This window comes from Ideonella livida (assembly GCF_010499455.1).
GTDB lineage: Bacteria > Pseudomonadota > Gammaproteobacteria > Burkholderiales > Burkholderiaceae_C > Ideonella > Ideonella livida.
In genome coordinates this window covers 24,226-43,931 of sequence record NZ_JAAGOH010000017.1, presented here as the reverse complement: position 1 = coordinate 43,931, position 19,706 = coordinate 24,226, and the positions used below count along the sequence as shown (strand labels likewise).

At 68.1% G+C, this 19,706-nt stretch carries 19 protein-coding genes; 8 read left to right on the top strand and 11 right to left on the bottom strand.

The annotated features are described in order from the left end of the window. Positions 1–2 precede the first annotated feature (2 nt). A complete protein-coding gene (locus G3A44_RS14410; protein WP_163458231.1) occupies positions 3–2,078 on the bottom strand; it encodes a molybdopterin-containing oxidoreductase family protein in 2,076 nt (691 codons plus the stop codon). A gap of 239 nt (positions 2,079–2,317) precedes the next feature. Between G3A44_RS14410 and G3A44_RS14405 the strand changes: the two genes are divergently transcribed. The 6 genes from G3A44_RS14405 to G3A44_RS14380 all read left to right on the top strand — a co-directional run bounded on the left by G3A44_RS14405 (position 2,318) and on the right by G3A44_RS14380 (position 8,052). Continuing rightward, a complete protein-coding gene (locus tag G3A44_RS14405; protein ID WP_239061888.1) occupies positions 2,318–3,460 on the top strand; it encodes an ABC transporter substrate-binding protein in 1,143 nt (380 codons plus the stop codon). Positions 3,461–3,564: 104 nt separating this feature from the next. Beyond that, complete coding sequence (locus G3A44_RS14400) at positions 3,565–4,785, top strand: M20 aminoacylase family protein (protein WP_163458230.1); 1,221 nt, start codon at positions 3,565–3,567, stop codon at positions 4,783–4,785. A gap of 216 nt (positions 4,786–5,001) precedes the next feature. Continuing rightward, entirely contained in the window at positions 5,002–5,559 is a 558-nt protein-coding gene (locus G3A44_RS14395; protein WP_163458229.1) for a flavodoxin family protein, read from the top strand. 134 nt (positions 5,560–5,693) lie between these two features. Continuing rightward, positions 5,694–6,317, top strand: coding sequence for a cysteine hydrolase family protein (locus G3A44_RS14390; RefSeq protein WP_163458228.1), 624 nt, complete (start codon positions 5,694–5,696; stop codon positions 6,315–6,317). Then, a complete protein-coding gene (locus G3A44_RS14385; protein WP_163458227.1) occupies positions 6,314–7,015 on the top strand; it encodes a DJ-1/PfpI family protein in 702 nt (233 codons plus the stop codon). The genes G3A44_RS14390 and G3A44_RS14385 overlap by 4 nt, the downstream gene beginning before the upstream one ends. 83 nt (positions 7,016–7,098) lie before the next feature. Further along, on the top strand, positions 7,099–8,052 hold the full coding sequence (locus tag G3A44_RS14380; protein WP_163458226.1) for a GlxA family transcriptional regulator: 954 nt from the start codon (positions 7,099–7,101) through the stop codon (positions 8,050–8,052). Between the two features lie 23 nt (positions 8,053–8,075). On the opposite strand, the gene G3A44_RS14375 is transcribed toward G3A44_RS14380, so the two are convergent. The 3 genes from G3A44_RS14375 to tal all read right to left on the bottom strand — a co-directional run bounded on the left by G3A44_RS14375 (position 8,076) and on the right by tal (position 11,391). Further along, a complete protein-coding gene (locus tag G3A44_RS14375) occupies positions 8,076–8,720 on the bottom strand; it encodes an HAD family hydrolase (RefSeq protein ID WP_163458225.1) in 645 nt (214 codons plus the stop codon). A 4-nt stretch (positions 8,721–8,724) separates the two neighbouring features. Further along, on the bottom strand, positions 8,725–10,356 hold the full coding sequence (gene pgi, locus G3A44_RS14370; protein WP_163458224.1) for a glucose-6-phosphate isomerase: 1,632 nt from the start codon (positions 10,354–10,356) through the stop codon (positions 8,725–8,727). Positions 10,357–10,434: 78 nt separating this feature from the next. Beyond that, the gene (tal, locus tag G3A44_RS14365) at positions 10,435–11,391 is read right to left on the bottom strand and encodes a transaldolase (protein WP_163458223.1); all 957 of its coding nucleotides are present in this window, start codon (positions 11,389–11,391) and stop codon (positions 10,435–10,437) included. Between the two features lie 229 nt (positions 11,392–11,620). On the opposite strand from tal, the gene zwf reads away from it, so the two are divergent. Both zwf and G3A44_RS14355 read left to right on the top strand, forming a co-directional pair. Then, positions 11,621–13,066, top strand: a complete 1,446-nt coding sequence (zwf, locus tag G3A44_RS14360) for a glucose-6-phosphate dehydrogenase (RefSeq protein ID WP_163458222.1) — start codon at positions 11,621–11,623, stop codon at positions 13,064–13,066. A 51-nt stretch (positions 13,067–13,117) separates the two neighbouring features. Further along, positions 13,118–14,014, top strand: coding sequence for a MurR/RpiR family transcriptional regulator (locus G3A44_RS14355; protein WP_163458221.1), 897 nt, complete (start codon positions 13,118–13,120; stop codon positions 14,012–14,014). Positions 14,015–14,066: 52 nt separating this feature from the next. Here the strand turns inward: G3A44_RS14355 and G3A44_RS14350 are convergent, their stop codons facing one another. The 7 genes from G3A44_RS14350 to G3A44_RS14320 all read right to left on the bottom strand — a co-directional run bounded on the left by G3A44_RS14350 (position 14,067) and on the right by G3A44_RS14320 (position 19,613). After that, complete coding sequence (locus G3A44_RS14350; protein WP_163458220.1) at positions 14,067–14,339, bottom strand: STAS domain-containing protein; 273 nt, start codon at positions 14,337–14,339, stop codon at positions 14,067–14,069. Positions 14,340–14,363: 24 nt separating this feature from the next. After that, positions 14,364–14,996: an MlaC/ttg2D family ABC transporter substrate-binding protein gene (locus G3A44_RS14345; protein WP_163458219.1), complete on the bottom strand. Its 633-nt coding sequence runs from the start codon at positions 14,994–14,996 to the stop codon at positions 14,364–14,366. Positions 14,997–15,079: 83 nt separating this feature from the next. Beyond that, positions 15,080–15,802, bottom strand: a complete 723-nt coding sequence (locus tag G3A44_RS14340) for an MlaA family lipoprotein (protein ID WP_163458218.1) — start codon at positions 15,800–15,802, stop codon at positions 15,080–15,082. Then, on the bottom strand, positions 15,799–16,278 hold the full coding sequence (gene mlaD / locus G3A44_RS14335) for an outer membrane lipid asymmetry maintenance protein MlaD (protein ID WP_163458217.1): 480 nt from the start codon (positions 16,276–16,278) through the stop codon (positions 15,799–15,801). The genes G3A44_RS14340 and mlaD overlap by 4 nt, the downstream gene beginning before the upstream one ends. Before the next feature lie 28 nt (positions 16,279–16,306). Further along, complete coding sequence (gene mlaE / locus G3A44_RS14330; protein ID WP_163458216.1) at positions 16,307–17,089, bottom strand: lipid asymmetry maintenance ABC transporter permease subunit MlaE; 783 nt, start codon at positions 17,087–17,089, stop codon at positions 16,307–16,309. After that, positions 17,086–17,892 carry an ABC transporter ATP-binding protein gene (locus G3A44_RS14325; protein WP_163458215.1) on the bottom strand — a complete coding sequence of 269 codons (807 nt, stop codon included), beginning with the start codon at positions 17,890–17,892 and terminating at the stop codon, positions 17,086–17,088. Before G3A44_RS14325 ends, mlaE begins: the two co-directional genes overlap by 4 nt. Positions 17,893–18,131: 239 nt before the next feature. Further along, positions 18,132–19,613, bottom strand: coding sequence for a glutamate synthase subunit beta (locus G3A44_RS14320; protein ID WP_163458214.1), 1,482 nt, complete (start codon positions 19,611–19,613; stop codon positions 18,132–18,134). Positions 19,614–19,706 lie beyond the last annotated feature (93 nt).

Genomic DNA, 19,706 nt, shown 5'->3' with positions numbered 1-19,706 from the left:
GGTCAGGCGGCCAGGGCCGCCACCTCCACCAGACAGTCGTAGAAGGCTGGGGCGGCGCCCAGGTCGGTCAGGCGCTGGTGGGTCAGCTCGTTGACGTTGGTGCCGTTGACGCCCAGCTTGCGCCACCACACGCCCAAGCCGTTGACCACCCCGGGCCGGGCGCGGCCGTTGACGCGCAGGCGGCAGTGGTGCTCGCCCCGGTCGTTGAACACGCGCACCATCTGCCCCTCGGCCAGGCCGCGGGCGGCGGCATCCTCAGCATGCATCTCCACCAGGGGCTCACCCTCGATGTCGCGCAGGCTCTTGACGTTGACGAAGGTGGAATTGAGGAAGTTGCGCGCCGGCGGCGAGATCATGGCCAGCGGGTAGCGCTCAGCCAGCGCCGGGTCGGTCTCGGCGCACTCGTGGTTGCGCACATGGTCGGGCAGCGGCAGATCCGGCGCGCAGGCGCGGGCTTTGCCGCTGGGCGTGGGAAAGCCGCCTTCGGCGAACGGCGCGTCCGGCACCGGCAGGCGCACCCAGCCCACGCGGCACAACTCGTCGAAATCCACGTGTTCCGGCTGGAAGGCCTGGCGGGCCAGGGTTTCATCACTGTCCAGGAAGCAGGGCTCGTCAAAGCCCAGGCGGGCGGCCAGTCGGCGGAAGATCTCGGCATTGGACAGGGCCTGGCCGCGCGGCGGCAGCGCCGGCTGGTTGATCAGCACCCAGGTGTGGCCGTAGCTGGCGTGCACGTCCCAGTGCTCCAGCTGGGTGGTGGCGGGCAGCACATAGTCGGCATGGTCGGCGGTGTCGGTGAGAAAGTGCTCCAGCACCACGGTGAACAGGTCCTCCCGGGCAAAGCCCTGCACCACCTGGGCCGACTGCGGCGCCACCGCCACCGGGTTGCTGTTGTAGACCACCAGGGCCTGGATGCGCGGGCCGAAGTCGGGCGAGGCCTCGCGCAGCAGGTCGGCACCGATGGTGCTCATGTTGATGCTGCGGGGTTGGCGGCCGGCCAGCAGGTCGGCCCGGCCCAGTGCCGGGTTGCGCAAGGGCTTGTTCCAGCCCGAGGCCGACAACAGCAGGCCGCCGGCGCGGTGGCGCCAGGCGCCGATCAGGCAGGGCAGCAACGCGATCAGCCGCACCGCATTGCCGCCGCCGTGCACCCGCTGCATGCCGTAGTTCAGGCGGATGGCGGCCGGCGCGGTGGTGCCGTAGTCCCGCGCCAGGCCGCGCACCTCGTCGGCGCTCAGGCCGCACTCGGCGGCGGTGCGCTCGGGCGACCACTGCAGGGCGCGCTCGCGCAGTTCGGGCCAGCCTTCCACATGGCGGCTGAGGTAATCGTGGTCCAGCCAGTCGTGGGCGATCAGCTCGTGCATCAGGCCCAGGGCCAGGGCGCCATCGGTGCCGGGGCGCAGGGCCAGGTGCTGGTGGCACTTCTCGGCGGTTTCGGTGCGGCGCGGATCAATGGCGATGAGCTTGGCTCCGGCGCGCTTGGCGGCGTTGGCGTAGGTCCAGAAATGCAGGTTGGAGGCAATCGAGTTGCTGCCCCAGATCAGGATCAGCCGGCTCTCGGCGAAGTGCTGCACGTGCATGCCCACGGTGGCGCCGTAGGTCTGCGCCAGGCCCGTGGCCCCCGCCTCGGCGCAGATGGTGCGCTGCAGCTGCGAGGCCCCGAGCCGATGGAAGAAGCGCGCGGCCATGCCTTCGCCCTGCACAAAGCCCATGGTGCCGGCGTAGCTGTAGGGCAGGATGGCCTGCGGGTCGTCGGCAGCAATGGCCCTCACGCGGGCGGCGATGTCGTCCAGTGCCTCGTCCCAGCCCACCGGCACAAACTGGCCGGCGCCCTTGGGGCCCACGCGCTTGAGCGGGGTGAGCACGCGCTCGGGGTGGCTGTTGCGCTCGGCGTAGCGCGAGACCTTGGTGCACAGCGCGCCATGGGTGGTGAGGTGGTCGGGGTCGCCCTGCAGGCGGATGACCTGCCCGCCCTGCACCGTGACGCGGATGGCGCAGGTGTCGGGGCAATCGTGCGGACAGGCGGCGTGGACGGTGCGCGCAGCACCCGACGGTGCCGCGACATGAGCTGGCTGGACGGTCATCCAGAGATGATGGCACAGCGTCTCGCCTCCTCACGGTCGCCCGGATACCAAGGGAAACTACCTACAAGCCAGCCCACACCACGACGTTCTGGCGGCGAGGAGTGCGACAAGTTGTCGCGATGCAAGTGTTAGTGTTTGTATCCCCCTTCGGACAAAGGGAGGGCGGCACACGGGCCTGACCCGTGGCCGCACCAATGGCGCGCCATCAGGGCGCCAGGTCAGCACAGGAGTTGGGATTCATGTGGAAGAAGATGGACCGGCGCGCAGCGCTGGGCGGCATGGCGGCTTGGGCGGGCGCATGGGCACTGCCCGCCCGCGCACAACGGGAGAGCGGCCGGCTGGTGCTGGGTCAATCGGCGGCGTTCTCGGGGCCGGCGGCCCAGCTGGGCACGCAGATGAACCGGGGCGCACGTCTGGTGCTGGATGCGGTCAACGCCCAAGGGGGCGTGAACGGCCAGACCCTGGAGCTGCGCACCCTGGACGACGGCTACGAGCCGGCACGCTGCAAGGCCAACACCGAACGTTTCATTGACGAGGGGGTGTTTGCCCTATTCGGCTACGTGGGCACGCCCACCACCCTGGCCGCCATGCCGGTGCTGCAGGAGGCCAAGGTGCCGCTGTTCGCCCCGTTCACCGGAGCGGGCGCGCTGCGCGAGCCGTTCAGCCGGCAGGTGTTCCACCTGCGCGCCTCCTACGACGACGAGACGGCGCTGATCGTCAAGCAGCTCACCTCGCTGGACCTGCGGCGGGTGGCGGTGTTCCGGCAGAACGACAGCTACGGGCAGGCGGGTCTGGACGGGGTGCGCAAGGCCCTGGCCGCCAAGGGTCTGGAGCCGGTGGCGGTAGCCACCGTGGAGCGCAACTCGGCGGAGGTGGGCGCGGCGGTCAAGGCCCTGATGGCCGCGCGGCCCGACGCGGTGGTGCAGGTCAGCGCCTACCGCAGCTGCGCCGCCTTCATCCGCGAAGCGCGGGCCGCGGGCTTCGGGGGCACGTTCTACAACGTCTCCTTCGTGGGCACCCAGGCCTTGGCCGATGAACTGGGCAAGGACGGGCGCGGCGTGGTCATCAGCCAGGTCATGCCCTTCCCCTACAGCAACTCCACGCCGGTGGTGCGGGAGTACCTGGAGGCCCTGAAGGCCTCCGGCAACGGCGACAAGCCCAACTACTCCAGCCTGGAAGGCTTCTTGGCCGCCAAGGTGCTGGTGGACGGCCTGCGCCGCGCCGGCGGCAAGGCCAGCCGGGAGGGCCTGATCACCGGGCTGGAATCCATCCAGAACCAGGACTACGGGGGCTTCCGGGTCACCTTCGGCCCCCGCGACCATGTGGGCAGCCACTTTGTGGAACTGTCGATGTTGACCGAGACGGGCTCGGTGCGGCGCTGACCCCGGGCGCGGCAGGGCCGCGACCAGACGACGGCGGCGTGCTGAAGTCGGGCTCGGTAACATCGGTGGCCACATAGCCACCGCTCCCGGCCGGGAGATCTGCCATGCCCCTGATCGACGCCCTCCAGGCCGATGCCGACCTGTTCACCGCGCTGCGCCGGGACCTGCACGCCCATCCGGAACTGTGCTTCCAGGAGCAGCGCACCTCGGACCTGGTCGCCGCCCAGCTGACGGCGTGGGGCATCCCGGTGATCCGGGGTCTGGGCAAGACGGGCGTGGTGGGGGTGGTGAAGGCGGGCAGCAGCCCCCGTGGACTGGGCCTGCGGGCCGACATGGACGCGCTGCCCATGACGGAGCACAACACCTTTGCGCACGCCAGCCGGTACCCAGGCCGCATGCACGCCTGCGGCCATGACGGCCACACCGCCATGCTGCTGGCCGCCGCCAAGCACCTGGCCACGAACCGGAACTTTGACGGCACCGTCTACCTGGTGTTCCAGCCCGCCGAGGAAGGCGGTGGCGGCGCCCGCGAGATGATGAAGGACGGCCTGTTCGAACGCTGCCCGATGGAGGCCATCTACGGCATGCACAACTGGCCGGGCATCCCGCAAGGGCAGTTTGCCGTGTGCGACGGGCCCATCATGGCCAGCAGCAACGAGTTCCACATCACCCTCACCGGCAAGGGCTCGCATGCCGCGCTGCCGCACAACGGCATTGACCCGGTGCCGGTGGCTTGCCAGATGGTGCAGGCCTTCCAGACCATCATCACCCGCAACAAGAAGCCGCTGGACGCCGCCGTCATCTCGGTGACGATGATCCACACCGGCGAAGCCACCAACGTGGTGCCGGATACCTGCGTGGTCCAGGGCACGGTGCGCACCTTCAGCGTGGGCGTGCTCGACCTGATCGAGCAGCGCATGCGCGACATCGCCACCCACACCGCCGCCGCCTTTGGCGCACGGGTGGACTTTGACTTCCACCGCAACTACCCGCCCACCGTCAACCACAGTGCCGAGGTGGCCGTGCTGCGCGAGGTGATGCGGGAGGTGGTGGGGCCGGAGGCCACGCTGGAGATGGAGCCCACCATGGGCGCCGAGGATTTCAGCTTCTTCCTGCAAGACAAGCCGGGCGCCTACTTCATGATCGGCAACGGTGACGGGGCCCACCGCAGCGCCTATGCTGGCCACGACGGCAGCGGCCACGGCGGCTACCCCCTGGGCCCTTGCACCCTGCACAACCCGAACTACGACTTCAACGACGCGCTCCTGCCCCTGGGCGCCTCGCTGTGGGTGCGGCTGGCCGAGCGTTTTCTGGCGCCGCGCTGAGTTCCCCCCTGCCCTGTGGCACCGGCCAGCACAGCCGCGCCGGCGGTGCTGGCACCTGCACCCAAGGCCCCGGGCCGGGTGCGCCTTCGATGGAATTGAAGGATGGCGACGAGCCCGCTGAAAGACCGCAAGGCCTGAGGTTTCCACAATGCGTCCATGGACCGGTGCCTGCAGGGCACCCCGCCCAGCCGGTCCCCACCTCACAGGAGCCTCCCCATGTCCGACATCGTCATCGTCTTCCACAGCGGCTACGGCCATACCGCCAAGGTGGCCCAGGCGGTCGCCGAAGGCGCCGGCGCCGCCGCCAAGCTGTTGCCCATCGACGCCGAAGGCAACCTGCCCGAAGGCGGGTGGGAGCTGCTGGGTGCGGCCAAGACCATCGTCTTCGGCTCGCCCACCTACATGGGCAGCGTGAGCTGGCAGTTCAAGAAATTTGCAGACGCGTCCTCCAAGGCCTGGTTCACCCAAGCCTGGAAGGACAAGCTGTTCGCCGGTTTCACCAACTCCGCCTCGATGAATGGCGACAAGCTGTCCACCCTGCACTACCTGTTCACCCTGTCGCAACAGCACAGTGGCCTGTGGGTGGGCACCGGCCTGATGCCCAGCAACAGCAAAGCTGCCACCCGTAACGACATCAACTACGTGGCCTCGTCGTCCGGCCTGATGACCACCACCCCGTCGGACGCCGGCGTGGACGAAATGGTGGCGGGTGACCTGGCCACCGCCAAGGTCTTCGGTGAGCGCCTGGCCGCGGTCACCGCCCGTCTGGCCTGACCCAGCCCGATCGAGCCAGTCATGTCCGTTTCTGACCTGTGAAGGTCTGGAGACGGACTGGGCGTGCGGCCGCCCGGGCAGGAAGATGAGCCCATCATCCACCTGCCCAGCCCCTGCCACGGGGCCTTGCCGCCATGTCGCTTTCTGACGCAGCTTCCCCTTCGACCGCCCGCACCGCGCTGCTGGTGATCGACGTGCAAACCTCCTTCACCGCCCGGCCCTACTGGACCGATGCCGACGTGCCGGCCTTTTTGGCGGCCGTGAACACGCTGGTGCAGGGCTTTGCCCAGGCCGGTCTGCCCATCGTGCGCGTGCTGCACCACGATGGCGCCGAACAAGCCGACAACCCCTTTGCACTGGCCAGCGGCCTGGTCGCCCCCCTGGCGGGCCTGCAGCCGTTTGAGCCGGCGCTGGAAGTCCTCAAGCACCGCCACAGCGCCCTGGTGGGCACCGGGCTGGGCCATTGGCTGCACCAGCGCGGCATCAGCCGCCTGGTGGTGTGCGGCATCCGCACTGAGCAGTGCTGCGAAACCACCACCCGCCACGCCAGCGACGAAGGCTGGACCGTGGACTACGTGCCCAGCGCCACCCTCACCTTCGACATGCTCACCCCCGAAGGCCGGCGCCTGAGCACGGCCGAGATCATCGAGCGCACCTGCACCGTGCTGGCCGGCCGCTTTGCCACCCTGTGCACGCCGCAGGAGGCCCTGGTGCGGGCCGGCGCAGAGCGCCCGGCCACCACCGGAGCGGGCGCATGAGCCACGCCCTCACCCTACCGGCTCCGGTGATTCGCCTGGTGCTGTTCGATGAGGTGGAGCTGCTGGACTTTGCCGGCCCCTACGAGGTGTTCACCACCGCGCTGCGGGTGCACCGCCGCCTGCACCCAGGGGCGCCAGCGCCCTGGCAGGTACGCAGCGCTTCCCTGCACGGCCAGGCGGTGCGCGCCCGGGCCGGGCTGCAGCTGCAGGCCGACGAGGCGCTGATCCCCGGGCCGGCTGAGCCGTCTGCCCTCACGGATGTCACCGCGCCCACCGCCCTGCTGCTGGTGCCCGGCGGCGTGGTGAACGGCGTGCTGGCCAACCCGGAGATGATGGCCGCCCTGCGCCACCACGCCGAGCACACCCTGGCCGCCACGGCCGACGGGCTCGTCGCCTCGGTCTGCACCGGCGCCTTTGTGCTGGCCGACCTGGGACTGCTGCACGGCCAGCCCTGCACCACCCACTGGGAAGACGTGGCCGACCTGCGCCGCCGCCACCCCGGCCTGGACCTGCGGCCCGAGGCCCGCTGGGTGGATGCGGGCCGTGTGCTCAGCTCGGCCGGCATCTCCGCCGGCCTGGACATGGGCCTGCACCTGGTGGCGCGCCTGCACAGCCGCGCCCTGGCCCTGGCCACTGCCCGGCAGATGGACTACGCCTGGCGCGACGCCGAGGCGGCCGACCTACCATCAGCGCCGTGAACCCCTGCGCTGCCTTGCCTGCCGATCGGCCTTCTGTCCCAAGAGGCGAGACGCGAACCCCACCTGACGGCCTCCCCGGGCCGGTGCATGTGTGGTTCGTGGTGCTGCCCGAGACCCTGCTGCTGGACCTGGCCGGGCCGGCCGAGGCCTACCGCCTGGCCAACCAGCAGCGCGCGCGCCAAGGCCGCCCGCCGCTGTTCGTCTTGCATTACGTCGGCCCGCAAGCCCAGACCGACAGCTCGGTGGGCGTGGCCTTGGCGGGGCTGGCGCCGCTGCCCACCACCCTGCCGGCCCCCAGCTGGGTGCTGCTGCTGGGCCGGCCGGGCGATGGCCACGCCGTGGTGCGGGCCGAGCCGCCGTGGCTGGCCACGCGGCGGTGGATCGGCCAGGTGCTGGCCCCGGCTCTTCTGGCGCCGGGCAGCCCGCACCGCCTGATGACGGTGTGCTCCGGGGCCCTGTTGCTGGCCGACGCCGGCCTGGCCGCCGGCCGCTGCCTCACCACCCACCATGAACTGCTGGACGAGCTGCAGGCCCTGGCGCCGGCCGCGCGGGTGCTGGGCAATCGGGTGTTTGTGCAAGACGGCCCGCTGTGGACCAGCGCCGGCGTCACCGCCGGCATCGACCTGGCCCTGCACAGCATTGCCGAGGTGGGCGGCGAGGCCTTGGCCGCCGCCGTGGCGCAGGTGCTGGTCGTGTTTCAGCGTCGGGCCGGCGAGGCGCCTCAACAGTCGCCGCTGCTGGCCAGCCGCAGCCACCTGCACCCGGCGGTGCACAAGGTGCAGAACGCGGTGAATGCCGAACCGGCAGCCGACTGGACGGCCGAGCGCTTGGCCGCGGTGGCCCATGTCACCCCGCGCCACCTGGGCCGACTGTTCCAGCAGCATGCGGGCCTGTCCCCCCGCGACTATGTGGCCCGGGTGCGGGCAGCCTTGGTCAGCGAAGCGGTGCGCGGCGGCCAGCCCTTGAAGCAGGCGCTGGCCACCCAGGGCTTTGGCAGTGCCCGCGCCTGGCGCCGGGCGTTGGATCTGCCGACCTGACCTAGAGCCTCACGGTCAGGCCGTCAGGCGATCACGGCGGGCACCGCCAAGCCACGCCCCCTCAAGTCCCGCGCCAACTGCTCGGGCGACTCAAACAGGAGGCCAGGCAGGCCCAGGCCCCGGGCGGTGGCGATGTTGGCCGGGTGGTCGTCGATGAACAGCGCATCCGCCGCCGGGATGCCGAATTGACGCAGCGCGGTATGGAAGATGGCCGGGTCGGGCTTGCGCTGACGCACCCGTGCGGAGAACACGCCATCCTCAAACCACTCGCGCAACGGGTGGTGCGTCTCCAAATGCCGGGCATAGGGCTCGGGCATGTTGGAGAGGTAGAACAGGCGGTGCCCCGCCGCGCGCAGCGCCTGCACGATGGCGACGGTGCCCGCCTTGATCTCCAGCTCGGGCGGCACCGCCTGCACCACGGTCAGCACCTCCGCCGGAGTCAGGCCGGTGCGGGTGGCGATGCGCGCCACCAGCTCGGGCACCTCCAGCAGACCGGCGTCGAAATCACCCCAGTCGCCGCCATAGTCCTGAAAGATCTGGGCCTTCCAGTGCGCGGCGCTGGCGGCGTCCCTCACCCGACCAGGCAGGGTCTGGCGCAGCACAACCTCGGGTCGCCAGCGAAACAGCACCACCCCGAAGTCGAAGATCACATGCGGCTTCGTCGACATGGGCTCAGCCCCGCAGGCGGGCCAACAGGCCAGCGGTGGAGGCGTCCAGGCCGGTGGCGTCGCCACTGGCAAAACGCGGCAGCAGCTGGCTGCACAGCGCCTTGCCCAGCTCCACGCCCCACTGGTCGAAGGAGTTGATGCCCCAGATCGCGCCGCTGGTGAACACGCGGTGTTCGTACAGGGCGATCAATGCGCCCAGGGCACGCGGGGTCAGGGCCTCCAGCACCAGGGTGGTGCTGGGCCGGTTGCCGGGGAAGCTGCGGTGGCGGGCCAGCACCGCCGGATCCAGCGTCTTGGAGGCGGTGGGCGCCCTCTCGGTGGCGGCCTCCTCGGTCGTCTTGCCCCACATCAGGGCCTGGCTCTGCGCCAGGCAGTTGGCCAGCAGCTTGGTGTGCTGGTCGGCCAAGCGCTCGCGCACACTGGGCGGCAGGTCGGCCAGGTCATGGCTGGTGCGCGCCACAGCGATGAACTCCACCGGGATCACGTCGGTGCCCTGGTGCAGCATCTGGAAGTAGGCGTGCTGGCCGTTGGTACCGGCCTCGCCCCAGACCACCGGGCTGGTGCCAAAGGGCAGCGCCCGTCCGTCGGCGTCCACGCACTTGCCGTTGGACTCCATCTCCAGCTGCTGCAGGTACGCAGGGAACCGGCGCAGGCCCTGGTGGTAGGGCGCCACCGAGCGGCTGGTGAAACCGTGGAAGTTGCGGTACCAGACGTCCAGCAGACCCAGCTGGGCCGGCAGGTTGGCCTCCAGCGGCGCCTGGGCGAAGTGCTCGTCCATGGCACGGGCACCGGCCAGGAAGTCCCGGAACTGGGCGCCGCCGATGGCGATGGCCAGCGGCAGGCCGATGGCGCTCCACAGGGAGTAGCGCCCCCCCACCCAATCCCAAAAACCGAAGGTGCGGTGGATGCCGAAGGCGGCCGCAGCCTCCAGGTTGGTGGTCACGCCCACGAAGTGCCGTGCGGTGTCTGTGCCGCCCTGGGCCAGGAACCAGGCCCGCGCGGCGTGCGCATTGGCCATGGTCTCCTGGGTGGTGAAGGTCTTGGAGGCCACGATGAACAGCGTGGTCTCGGGCTTGAGTCGGGCCAGCACCGGCACCAGGTCATGGCCATCCACATTGGAGACGAAATGCAGGCGCTGGCCGGGCTGGGTGTAGGCCTGCAGTGCCGGTACCGCCATGGCCGGCCCCAGGTCGGAGCCGCCGATGCCGATGTTCACCACATCGGTGATGCCGCTGCCCGCCACATCACGCACCTCGTCGGCATAAGCCAGCAGCGCATCGAGCACGCCGTGCACGTCCTCACTGAACGGGCCGGCACCGCGCGGGGCGCGCAGGGCGGTGTGCAGCACGGCGCGGCCTTCGGTGGAGTTGATGGGCTGGCCGGCGAACATGGCGTCACGCTGCGCCTCCAGGCCACAGGCCCGTGCCAGCTCCACCAGCAGGCGCCGGGTGGTCGGGTCCCAGAGGTTCTTGGACAGGTCCGCAAACACCTCCGGCGCCTGCAGGCTGAAGGTACCGAAGCGCTGAGCATCGCGCGCAAAGGATTCACGCAGGTCCAGGCCGCGCCCGTGGCCTTCAAAGTGGCCTTGCAGGGCGGTCCAGGCGATGGTTTCGTCGCAGCGCGGGGCGGTGCTCATGTCGGTGGGGTCCTCAGGAACAGGGAGGTCAGGAAGAAACGGCGGCCGAGCGCTCTGGCAACACGGGCCGCCGGCGGATCAGGCAGCCAGCTGCTGCTGGATCAGGACGTCGAGCTTGCCGGCATCGACCGCAAAGGCGCGGATGCCCTCGGCCAGCTTCTCGGTGGCCATGGCGTCCTCGTTGAGGGCGTAGCGGAAGCCGGCCTCGTTCAGGCTGACGGCGTGCAGCGGCAGGTCCTGGGCGGCAGCGGCGTCCAGGGCACGCGCCACAGGGGCCTCACTACTCTGCAATTGGGCCAGCAACTCGGGGCTGATGGTGAGCAGGTCGGAGCCGGCCAAGGCGACGATCTGGCCGACATTGCGGAAGCTGGCACCCATCACCTCGGTGGGAATGCCGAACTTCTTGTAGTAGTTGAAGATCTGGGTGACCGACTTCACGCCCGGATCGTTCACGCCAGCGCTGGCGGCCTCGTCCCAAGCGGCACCGGCCTGCTTCTTGTACCAGTCGTAGATGCGGCCCACAAACGGGCTGATGAGCTGAACGCCGGCCTCGCCGCAGGCCACGGCCTGGCAGAAGGAGAACAGCAGCGTCAGGTTGCAATGGATACCCTGCTGCTCCAGGATGCGGGCGGCCTGGATGCCTTCCCAGGTGGCCGCAATCTTGATCAGCACGCGGTCGCGGCCGATGCCGGCAGCCTCGTACAAGGCCATCAGACGCTGGGCGCGGGCCACCGTGGCGGCGGTGTCAAACGACAGGCGGGCATCCACCTCAGTGGACACACGGCCCGGCACCACCTTGAGGATCTCCAGGCCAAAACGCACCAGCACCTCATCCACGATCTGGTCCAGGGCCTGGCCCCGGTGGGCGCGCACCGTATCGGCCAGCAGCGGCGCGTAGTCGGGCTGCTGCACAGCCTTGAGGATGAGCGAGGGGTTGGTGGTGGCATCACGCGGCGCGAACTGCGCCATCTGCTTGAAGTTGCCGGTGTCGGCGACGACGGTGGTGAAGGCCTTGAGTTGGTCCAGCTGGTTCATGGCAGGCGGAGGAGGAAATCGAGGTGGGGCCGGCCTGGCGCACGGGAGCAAGCCCCGTTCCGCCCTGGCCCGGCGGTGTGCAAGCTGGAATTAGAACCCGGTCGGACGCACCGTTTGTGAACAAGGCGGTTACGGCACCAGAGCCGCGGCTCAGGACCGCGACAACCTGCATTGACCTGTCGTTGAAACTGGTGCATGATGAATCAGGTAATCAAATTACACAAGCACCATGTCCTTCGATCTTGTCTTCTTTGGCGGCACCGGCGACCTGACCTGGCGCAAGCTCATGCCGGCCCTGTTCCAGGCCTTCCGCCACGGCAAGTTGCCGGCAGGCGGCCGCATCCTGGCCGTGGCCCGTGACGAGCGCACGGATGAGGGATACCGGGAGTTCATCCGCGAGCGTTTTGCTGAAGTGGACGCCTCCAAGCGGCCCAGCGAAGCAGAGTTCGCGGCATTTGCCGCGCTGCTGCACTACCAGCGCATGGACGTCTCCAAGCCAGACGACTACGCCACGCTCAAGCGCTGGATCGAAGAGCGCAATGCGGACACCGTGGTGCTCTACCTGGCCACCAGCCCGCACCTGTTCACCACCGTGTGCGAGCAGCTGGGAGCCGCCGAGTTGAACGGCCCCAAGGTGCGGGTGGTGCTGGAAAAGCCGCTGGGCCACGACCTGGCCAGTGCCCAGGCCATCAACCAGGCCGTGCGCAGCGTGTTCCGCGAGGAGCAGGCTTTCCGCATCGACCACTACCTGGGCAAGCCCAGTGTGCAGAACCTGATGGCGCTGCGCTTTGCCAATGCCCTGTTCGAGCCGCTGTGGCGCCGCGAGTGCATCGCCAACATCCAGATCACCCTGGCCGAGGCCCTGGGTGTGGGCACCCGTGGCGACTTTTACGACCGCACCGGCGCGCTGCGCGACATGGTCCAGAACCACGCCCTGCAGCTGCTCACCATGATCGCCATGGAACCGCCGTCGTCCAACGACGCCGACGCCATCCGCGACGAGAAGCTCAAGGTGCTCAAGTCGCTCAAGCCCTTCACCCCCGAGAGCGTGGCCCGTGACGTGGTGCGCGGCCAATACCGCGCCGGCAATGCCGAAGGCAAGTCCGTGCCGGGCTACCTGGAGGAGGTGAAAGTGCCCGCCGGCAGCAGCTGCGAGACCTTCGTGGCGCTCAAGACCGAGGTGCAGAACTGGCGTTGGGCCGGCGTGCCCTTCTACCTGCGCACCGGCAAGCGCCTGGCCGCGCGCGACGCGCAGATCGTGGTGAATTTCCGCCCGGTGCCGCACCCCATCTTCCCGGGCGCAGCGCAGGCCAACAAGCTGGTGATCAAGCTGCAACCCGAAGACGGGCTGGAGCTGCACCTGCTGGCGGCCAAGGGCAGTGCCGCCAACGATGCGCTCTCCAGCGTCAAACTGGACCTGGACTTCGACCGCGCGTTCCCCGCCGAACGCGTGGGCGCCTACGAACGCCTGCTGCTGGACGCCATCGCCGGCCGGCTCAACCTGTTCGTGCGCAGCGACGAACAGGAACAGGCCTGGCGCTGGGTGGAACCCATCCTCAACGCCTGGGCAGCCGACGGCGGCTCACTGCGCACCTATGCCGCCGGCTCCTGGGGCCCGGCGGCGGCCAGCGCGTTGGTGGCCCGCGACGGCTTCGCCTGGTCTGAGGAACAATGACATCCCATTACAGACCGACGGGCCGCGAGACCGGGCCCGCACTCCCTCACCATGCTTGAACGGATCCGAGCCTCCATCCCCGCCCTGCCCCCTGCCGAGCAGCGCGTGGCCAAGCTGGTGTTGCTGGACCCCCGCAGTTTCGCCTCCATGCCTGTGGGTGAGCTGGCCGAGCGGGCCCATGTGAGCAAACCCACGGTGGTGCGCTTCTGCCGCAGCGTGGGTTATGACGGCCTGGCCGACTTCAAACTCAAACTCGCGGGCGTGGTCAACGAGGGCGTGCCCTTTGTGCATCGCGCCGTCGACGAGGACGACAAGCCCTCGGACGTGGTGGTCAAGGTGATCGACAACGCGGTGGCCGCGCTGCTCAAGTACCGCAACGACATCGCCACCCAGGCGGTGGAGCGGGCCATGGAGGCGGTGACCACCTGCGCCCGCCAGCACGGTCGCGTCGAGTTCTATGGAGTGGGCAACTCCGGCATCGTCGCCCAGGATGCGCAGCACAAGCTGTTCCGGCTGGGGGTGCAAGCCGTGGCCATGAGTGACGGCCATGTGCAGATCATGAGCGCCACCATGCTGGGTCCGCAGGATGTGGCGGTGGTGATCAGCAACTCCGGACGCAGCCGGGACCTGATCGACGTGGCGGAGATCGTGCTCAAACGGGGGGCGACCCTGGTGGTGATCACCGCCAGCGGCTCACCGCTGGCCCTGCTCACCCAGAGCCAAAACCAGATCCTCATCGCGGCCGACCACCCCGAGGACCATGAGCGCTACAGCCCGATGGTCTCGCGGCTCATCCACCTGATGATCGTCGACATCCTGGTCACCGGAGTGGCGCTGCGGCTGGGGCCGGAGCTGCGCACGCACTTGCAGGAAATCAAGCGCAACCTGCGCCAGCGCCGCTATGTGAGCCCGGCACCTTCGGCCGGCCGCAACGGCTTGCCGGGCTGAGAAAACGGCAAGGGCGGCGCCGCAGCACCGCCCTTGCCCGTACACCACAGGTTCAGGCCTGCACCGGCGCAAGCCCCACCAGGTCCTGCACACCGTACAGGCTGGCCAGATCCCGCAGACGTGCAGAGGCGGAATGCACTGCAAAAGGCCGCCCGCCCGCCGCACGGCGGCAGGCCAGCAGCACCGCCAAAGCAGAGGAATCGATCTGCTGCAGGGCCGACGCGTCGATATCCACCGCGCCCCCGCCCTGGGCGATCTGCGCCTGAAGCGCCTTGACCAGATCAGGCGCTTCGCGCAGGGTGAGCTGTGTGGGCAGGGTCAACATGGCGTTCCACTCCGTGCAGGGCGCTCAGCGCTTGGCCGCGGCCTTGTTGCGCTCGGTCAGCTTGGCGATCAGGCCATCGATGCCCGAAGCGTTGATCTCCTGGGCGAAGCTGCTCTTGTACTGCTCCACCAGCCACACGCCCAGCACGTTCACGTCGTAGATCTTCCAGCCGTCGGCGGTCTTCTCGAGGCGGTAGTCGAGCTGGATGGGGTCGCCCTTGCCCTTGACCTCGGTACGCACCACCACCTCGGTATCGTCCGCACCGGCGCGCATGGGCTTGAGGGCAATGGTGTGCTCACGCACCTGGCTCAGGGCACCGGCGTAGGTACGAACCAGCAGCGCCTTGAACTCTTCCTGCAGGCGCTTCTGCTGCTCGGGGGTGGCCGAACGCCAGCTGCGCCCCACCGCGGAGGCGGTCATGCGCTGGAAATTCACATGCGGCATCACCTTGCTGTCCACCAGCGCGATGATCTTGCTGATGTCGCCACCCTGGATGGACTTGTCAGCCTTGACGGTGTCGATGACCTCCACCGACACCTGACGGATCAGCGCATCAGGCGTGGCCACATCGGCCGCATGCACGGACACGGACCACAGGGGCAGGGACAGGAGCGCGGCGCCCAACAGGCCAGCACGCTTGAATCGATCGATGAACATGATTTCCTTTCACTGACGCGAAGGCCAGCACGCCTACAACGCGCGCGCGCCTCCGCAGGTGGACAGCAGGGCCGGCCGGTGGCTCACTCGGCCTCGGGCTCTTCGGGCGGATTGCCGTCGTAGACCTGGTTGCGGCGACGGGCCAGGTACGCATCCCGCAGGAACTGGTACTTGTCCAGCGCGATCTCGTCGAGCATCTGAGACGCGCCCAGGAGCCCGGCGCGGGTGCTCACGATCTGCAGGGTCAGCACCCCGACCGTGTCAGGGGTGCCATGCACCAGGGCCGTGGGGCCAGCCAAGCTGTCCACCACTCGCGCAGCCCCGTCTCGGGCGGTCGACGGGCCCAGCAGCGGCAAGACCAGGTAGGGCCCCGAAGGCATGCCCCAACGGCCCAGCGTCTGGCCGAAGTCCTCGCTCTGGCGCTCCATGCCCATTTCGCTGGCAGGATCGAGCAGGCCACCCAAACCGAAGAAGGTGTTGGTGACCACCCGGAAGCCCATGGTCGTCGCCTCGACGCCCTTGCCTTGCAGTACGTGGTTGACCGTCGACCAAGCGTCGCCGATGTTGCCCAGGAAGTTATCCACACCCGTGCGCACGAGTTCAGGCACCCAGCGCTTGTAACCCTCGGCCAGGGGTTTGAGCGCCGCCTGGTCCACCGCGTCATTGAAGTTGAAGACGGACCGGTTGAACCCTTCCCATGGGTCAGGCTCAGAGGCGGCCTGCACGGCAGAGCCCACCAACAGCCCCAGGCACAAGCCGAAAGCCCTCAACGCCCGGCCTTCGGTGTGAAAGACACGACGCCTCATTTGGCGGCGCCCTCCGTTCCCGCGTCGGCAGCCTTGTTGAAGAGGAACTGACCGATGAGGTTCTCCAGCACCACGGCGGACTGGGTCTGCCGGATCACGTCGCCCGCGGCGAAATTGGCTTCTGCCGCGCCAGGCTCGATGCCGATGTATTGGTCGCCCAGCAAACCGGCGGTCAGGATCTTGGCCGAGGAGTCCTTGGGAAATTCAACGCCCTTGGAAATCTCCAGCGTCACCACCCCTTGGTAGGTCTTGGCGTCCAGCGCGATGCTGGTGACACGCCCGACATTGACGCCCGCGGAGCGCACCGGTGCACGGGGCTTCAGGCCGCCAATGTTGTCAAACTTGGCCACCAGGGTGTAGCTGTCTCCGGAGGAGAAACTGGCCAGATTGGCGGCCTTGAGAGCCAGGAAGACCACACCCAGGCCACCCAGCAGCACGAACAGACCGACCAGGGTCTCAATGCTCTTCTTGTTCATTTGCAGCTTTCAAAAGGATTCAAGGGTCTCAGGGGGTGGAGAACATCAGGGCCGTGAGGATGAAGTCCACAGCCAGCACGGAGAGGGAGGCGATCACGACGGTCCGGGTGGTCGCGTAGGCCACCCCTTCTGGCGTGGCCTGGGTCTCATGCCCCTGGTAGAGGGCCACGGTGGTGCAGATCACCCCGAAGACGGCCGACTTGACCATGCCATTGCCCACATCCCGCCACACGTCGACCTTGGATTGCATGATCGACCAGAAATTGCCCGCATCCACGCCGATCAGCAACACCGCCACCACATAGGCCCCCAGGATGCCCACCGTGGAGAACAAGACCGCCAGGATGGGCATGGCGATGATGCCGCCCAGGAACCGCGGCGCCAGGACGCGGGCCCGGGGGTCGATGGCCATCAGCTCCATGGCAGACAGTTGCTCGCCAGCCTTCATCAGCCCAATTTCCGCTGTCAACGAGGTGCCCGCCCGGCCGGCAAACAGCAGGGCTGTCACCACTGGCCCGAGTTCACGCACCAAGGCCAGGTTGACGATCAGGCCCAGGGACTCGGCGGCGCCATAGGCCACCAGCGCGTAGTACATCTGAAGGGCAAGCACGAAGCCCACGGCCAAGCCCGAGGCGACGATGATCACCAGGGAAAGGTTGCCGATGGCATGGATCTGCCCAACCACCAGGCCAAAACGCCGCAAGGCGCCCGGACTGAAGCGCAGCAGGTCGACGAAGAAGAAGAAGGCGTGGCCCAGCGCGCGCAGCATCTCCAGGGTGCGCTCACCCACCGATTGCAGGGTCTTGGTCATGCGGACAGCCCCAGGTCTTGGGCCATGGAGGGCGCCGGATAGTGGAAACGGATGGGCCCGTCGGGCTCGCCACGGATGAACTGCCGCACCTCAGGATCCTCGGAGCGGTTGAGCTCCTCGGGGGTGCCATGGGCCACCACCCGGCCGCCGGGGGCCATCAGGTAGGCGTAATCGGAGATGGCAAAGCACTCCTGGACGTCATGGGACACCATGAGCGAGGTGGCACCCGTGGCGTCATTCAGACGACGGATGAGGTTAGCGGTGACCCCCATCGAAATGGGATCCAGACCGGCAAAGGGCTCGTCGTACATGATCAGTTCAGGATCCAGCGCCATGGCACGGGCCAACGCGATGCGTCGGGCCATACCCCCAGACACCTGGCTGATGCGCAGTGGTGCAGCACCCCGCAGCCCCACGGCATTGAGCTTCATGAGGACGATGTCGCGGATGAGCGCCTCCGGCAGGCTGGTGTGCTCGCGCAGTGGAAAGGCCACGTTGTCGAACACGCTGAGATCGGTGAACAGGGCGCCAAACTGGAACAGCATGCCCAGGCGACGGCGGATGCGGTAAAGCTGCGCCTTGTCGCGCGAATCCACCAGTTCACCATCAAAGACCACCCGCCCTTGGTTGGCCGGATAGACGCCGCCGATCAGCCGCAGCAGCGTGGTCTTGCCACAACCGGATCCGCCAAGGATGGCGGTGACCTTGCCACGCGGAAAGCGCATGCTCACGTCATTCAGGATGATCCGTGAACTGTCGTACCCGAAGGTGACGCGGTCGATCTCGATGAAGGTGTCTGACATTGTGCCTAGAGGTTTGCGGCTGATTGTGGCATGTCGTTTTCCCCCAGGATGGCCGCCCCCCAAATGCCATGTAAACGCATTTGAAGCAACCGCACACCGCCCCCCGGAAACAAAGAAGCCGGTGACGAGAGACTCGTCACCGGCTTTTTGTCGAACTCGCAGCCTTCCGGTCAAACAACCGGCGATGGGGCCGAGGCCGGGTCGGCAGACCCTGAGGCCCTCGGCCCGGAGGCTGGCGATCAGCGCGGCAGGGTGGTGGTGCCCATCAGGAACTCGTCGACGGCACGCGCGGCCTGGCGACCTTCGCGGATTGCCCACACGACCAGGGATTGACCGCGGCGCATGTCGCCCGCCGCAAACACCTTGGCCACGCTGGTCTTGTAGCCGCCGTCCGCGTCGGTCGAGGCCTTGGCGTTGCCGCGGACATCCTTGGCCACGCCAAAGGACTCCAGCACGGAAGTGACGGGGTTGGTGAAGCCCATGGCCAGCAGCACCAGGTCGGCCTTGTGCACCTGCTCCGAGCCCGGAACCTCCACCAGCTTGCCGTCCTTGAACTCGACACGCACGGTCTTCAGGCCGGTGATCTTGCCCTTCTCGCCCAAAAACTCCTTGGTCGAGATGGCGAACTCACGCTTGAGCAGACCGCGCTCGGCACTCTCGTCATGGCTGGAGCTGGTGCGCAGCTTCAGCGGCCAGTACGGCCAGGTCAAGGGCTTGTCTTCCTGCTCCGGCGGCTGGGGCATCACTTCGAACTGGGTGACGCTGGCGGCTCCGTGGCGGGTGCTGGTGCCCACGCAGTCGCTGCCGGTGTCGCCACCGCCGATCACGATGACATGCTTGCCATCAGCGCGGATGGCGTCCTTGACCTTGCCGCCATGGTTCACACGGTTCTGCTGGGGCAGCAGTTCCATCGCAAAGTGGATGCCGGCCAGGTCGCGACCTGGAATGGGCAGGTCACGTGACTGTTCTGCACCGCCGGTCAGCAAGACGGCATCGAACTCCGCCTTGAGCTGTTCGGCGCTCACACTCTCCTTGGCCCAGTTGGTGACCTTGGAGTCCTTGGGCCACTCGCCCACCACGACGTTGGTACGGAACACTACGCCCTCCGCCTCCAACTGCTTCATGCGGCGGTCGATGTGACCCTTGTCCATCTTGAAGTCAGGAATGCCGTAGCGCAGCAGACCGCCGACCTTGTCGTTCTTCTCGAACACCGTCACGGCGTGGCCGGCGCGGGCCAGTTGCTGTGCCGCCGCCAAGCCGGCGGGGCCACCGCCGACGATGGCGACCTTCTTGCCGGTCTTGACCTCGGCCGGCTGCGGCACCACCCAACCTTCGTCCCAGGCGCGGTCAATGATGGCGTGCTCGATGGACTTGATGCCCACGGCATCGCCGTTGACGTTGATCACGCACGCCGCCTCGCAGGGCGCCGGGCAGATGCGGCCGGTGAACTCGGGGAAGTTGTTGGTGCTGTGCAGGACGGTGATGGCGTTGCGCCAATCCTGCTTGTAGACCAGGTCGTTGAAGTCCGGAATGATGTTGTTGACCGGGCAACCGTTGTTGCAGAACGGCGTGCCGCAGTCCATGCAGCGCGCGCCCTGGACCTTGGCCTGCTCAGGCGTCAGGCCAATGACGAATTCCTTGTAGGACTTCAGGCGCTTCTCGACCGGCTCGTAACCTTCTTCAAGCCGCTCGAATTCCAGAAAGCCAGTGACTTTTCCCATGATCGCAAATCTCTTCAGTGCGTTGAACGGGGGGATGGAAGCCCATACCCCGCAGCGTGTTCAGGCAGCCGGACCGCCTCTGCGACCCGGCCG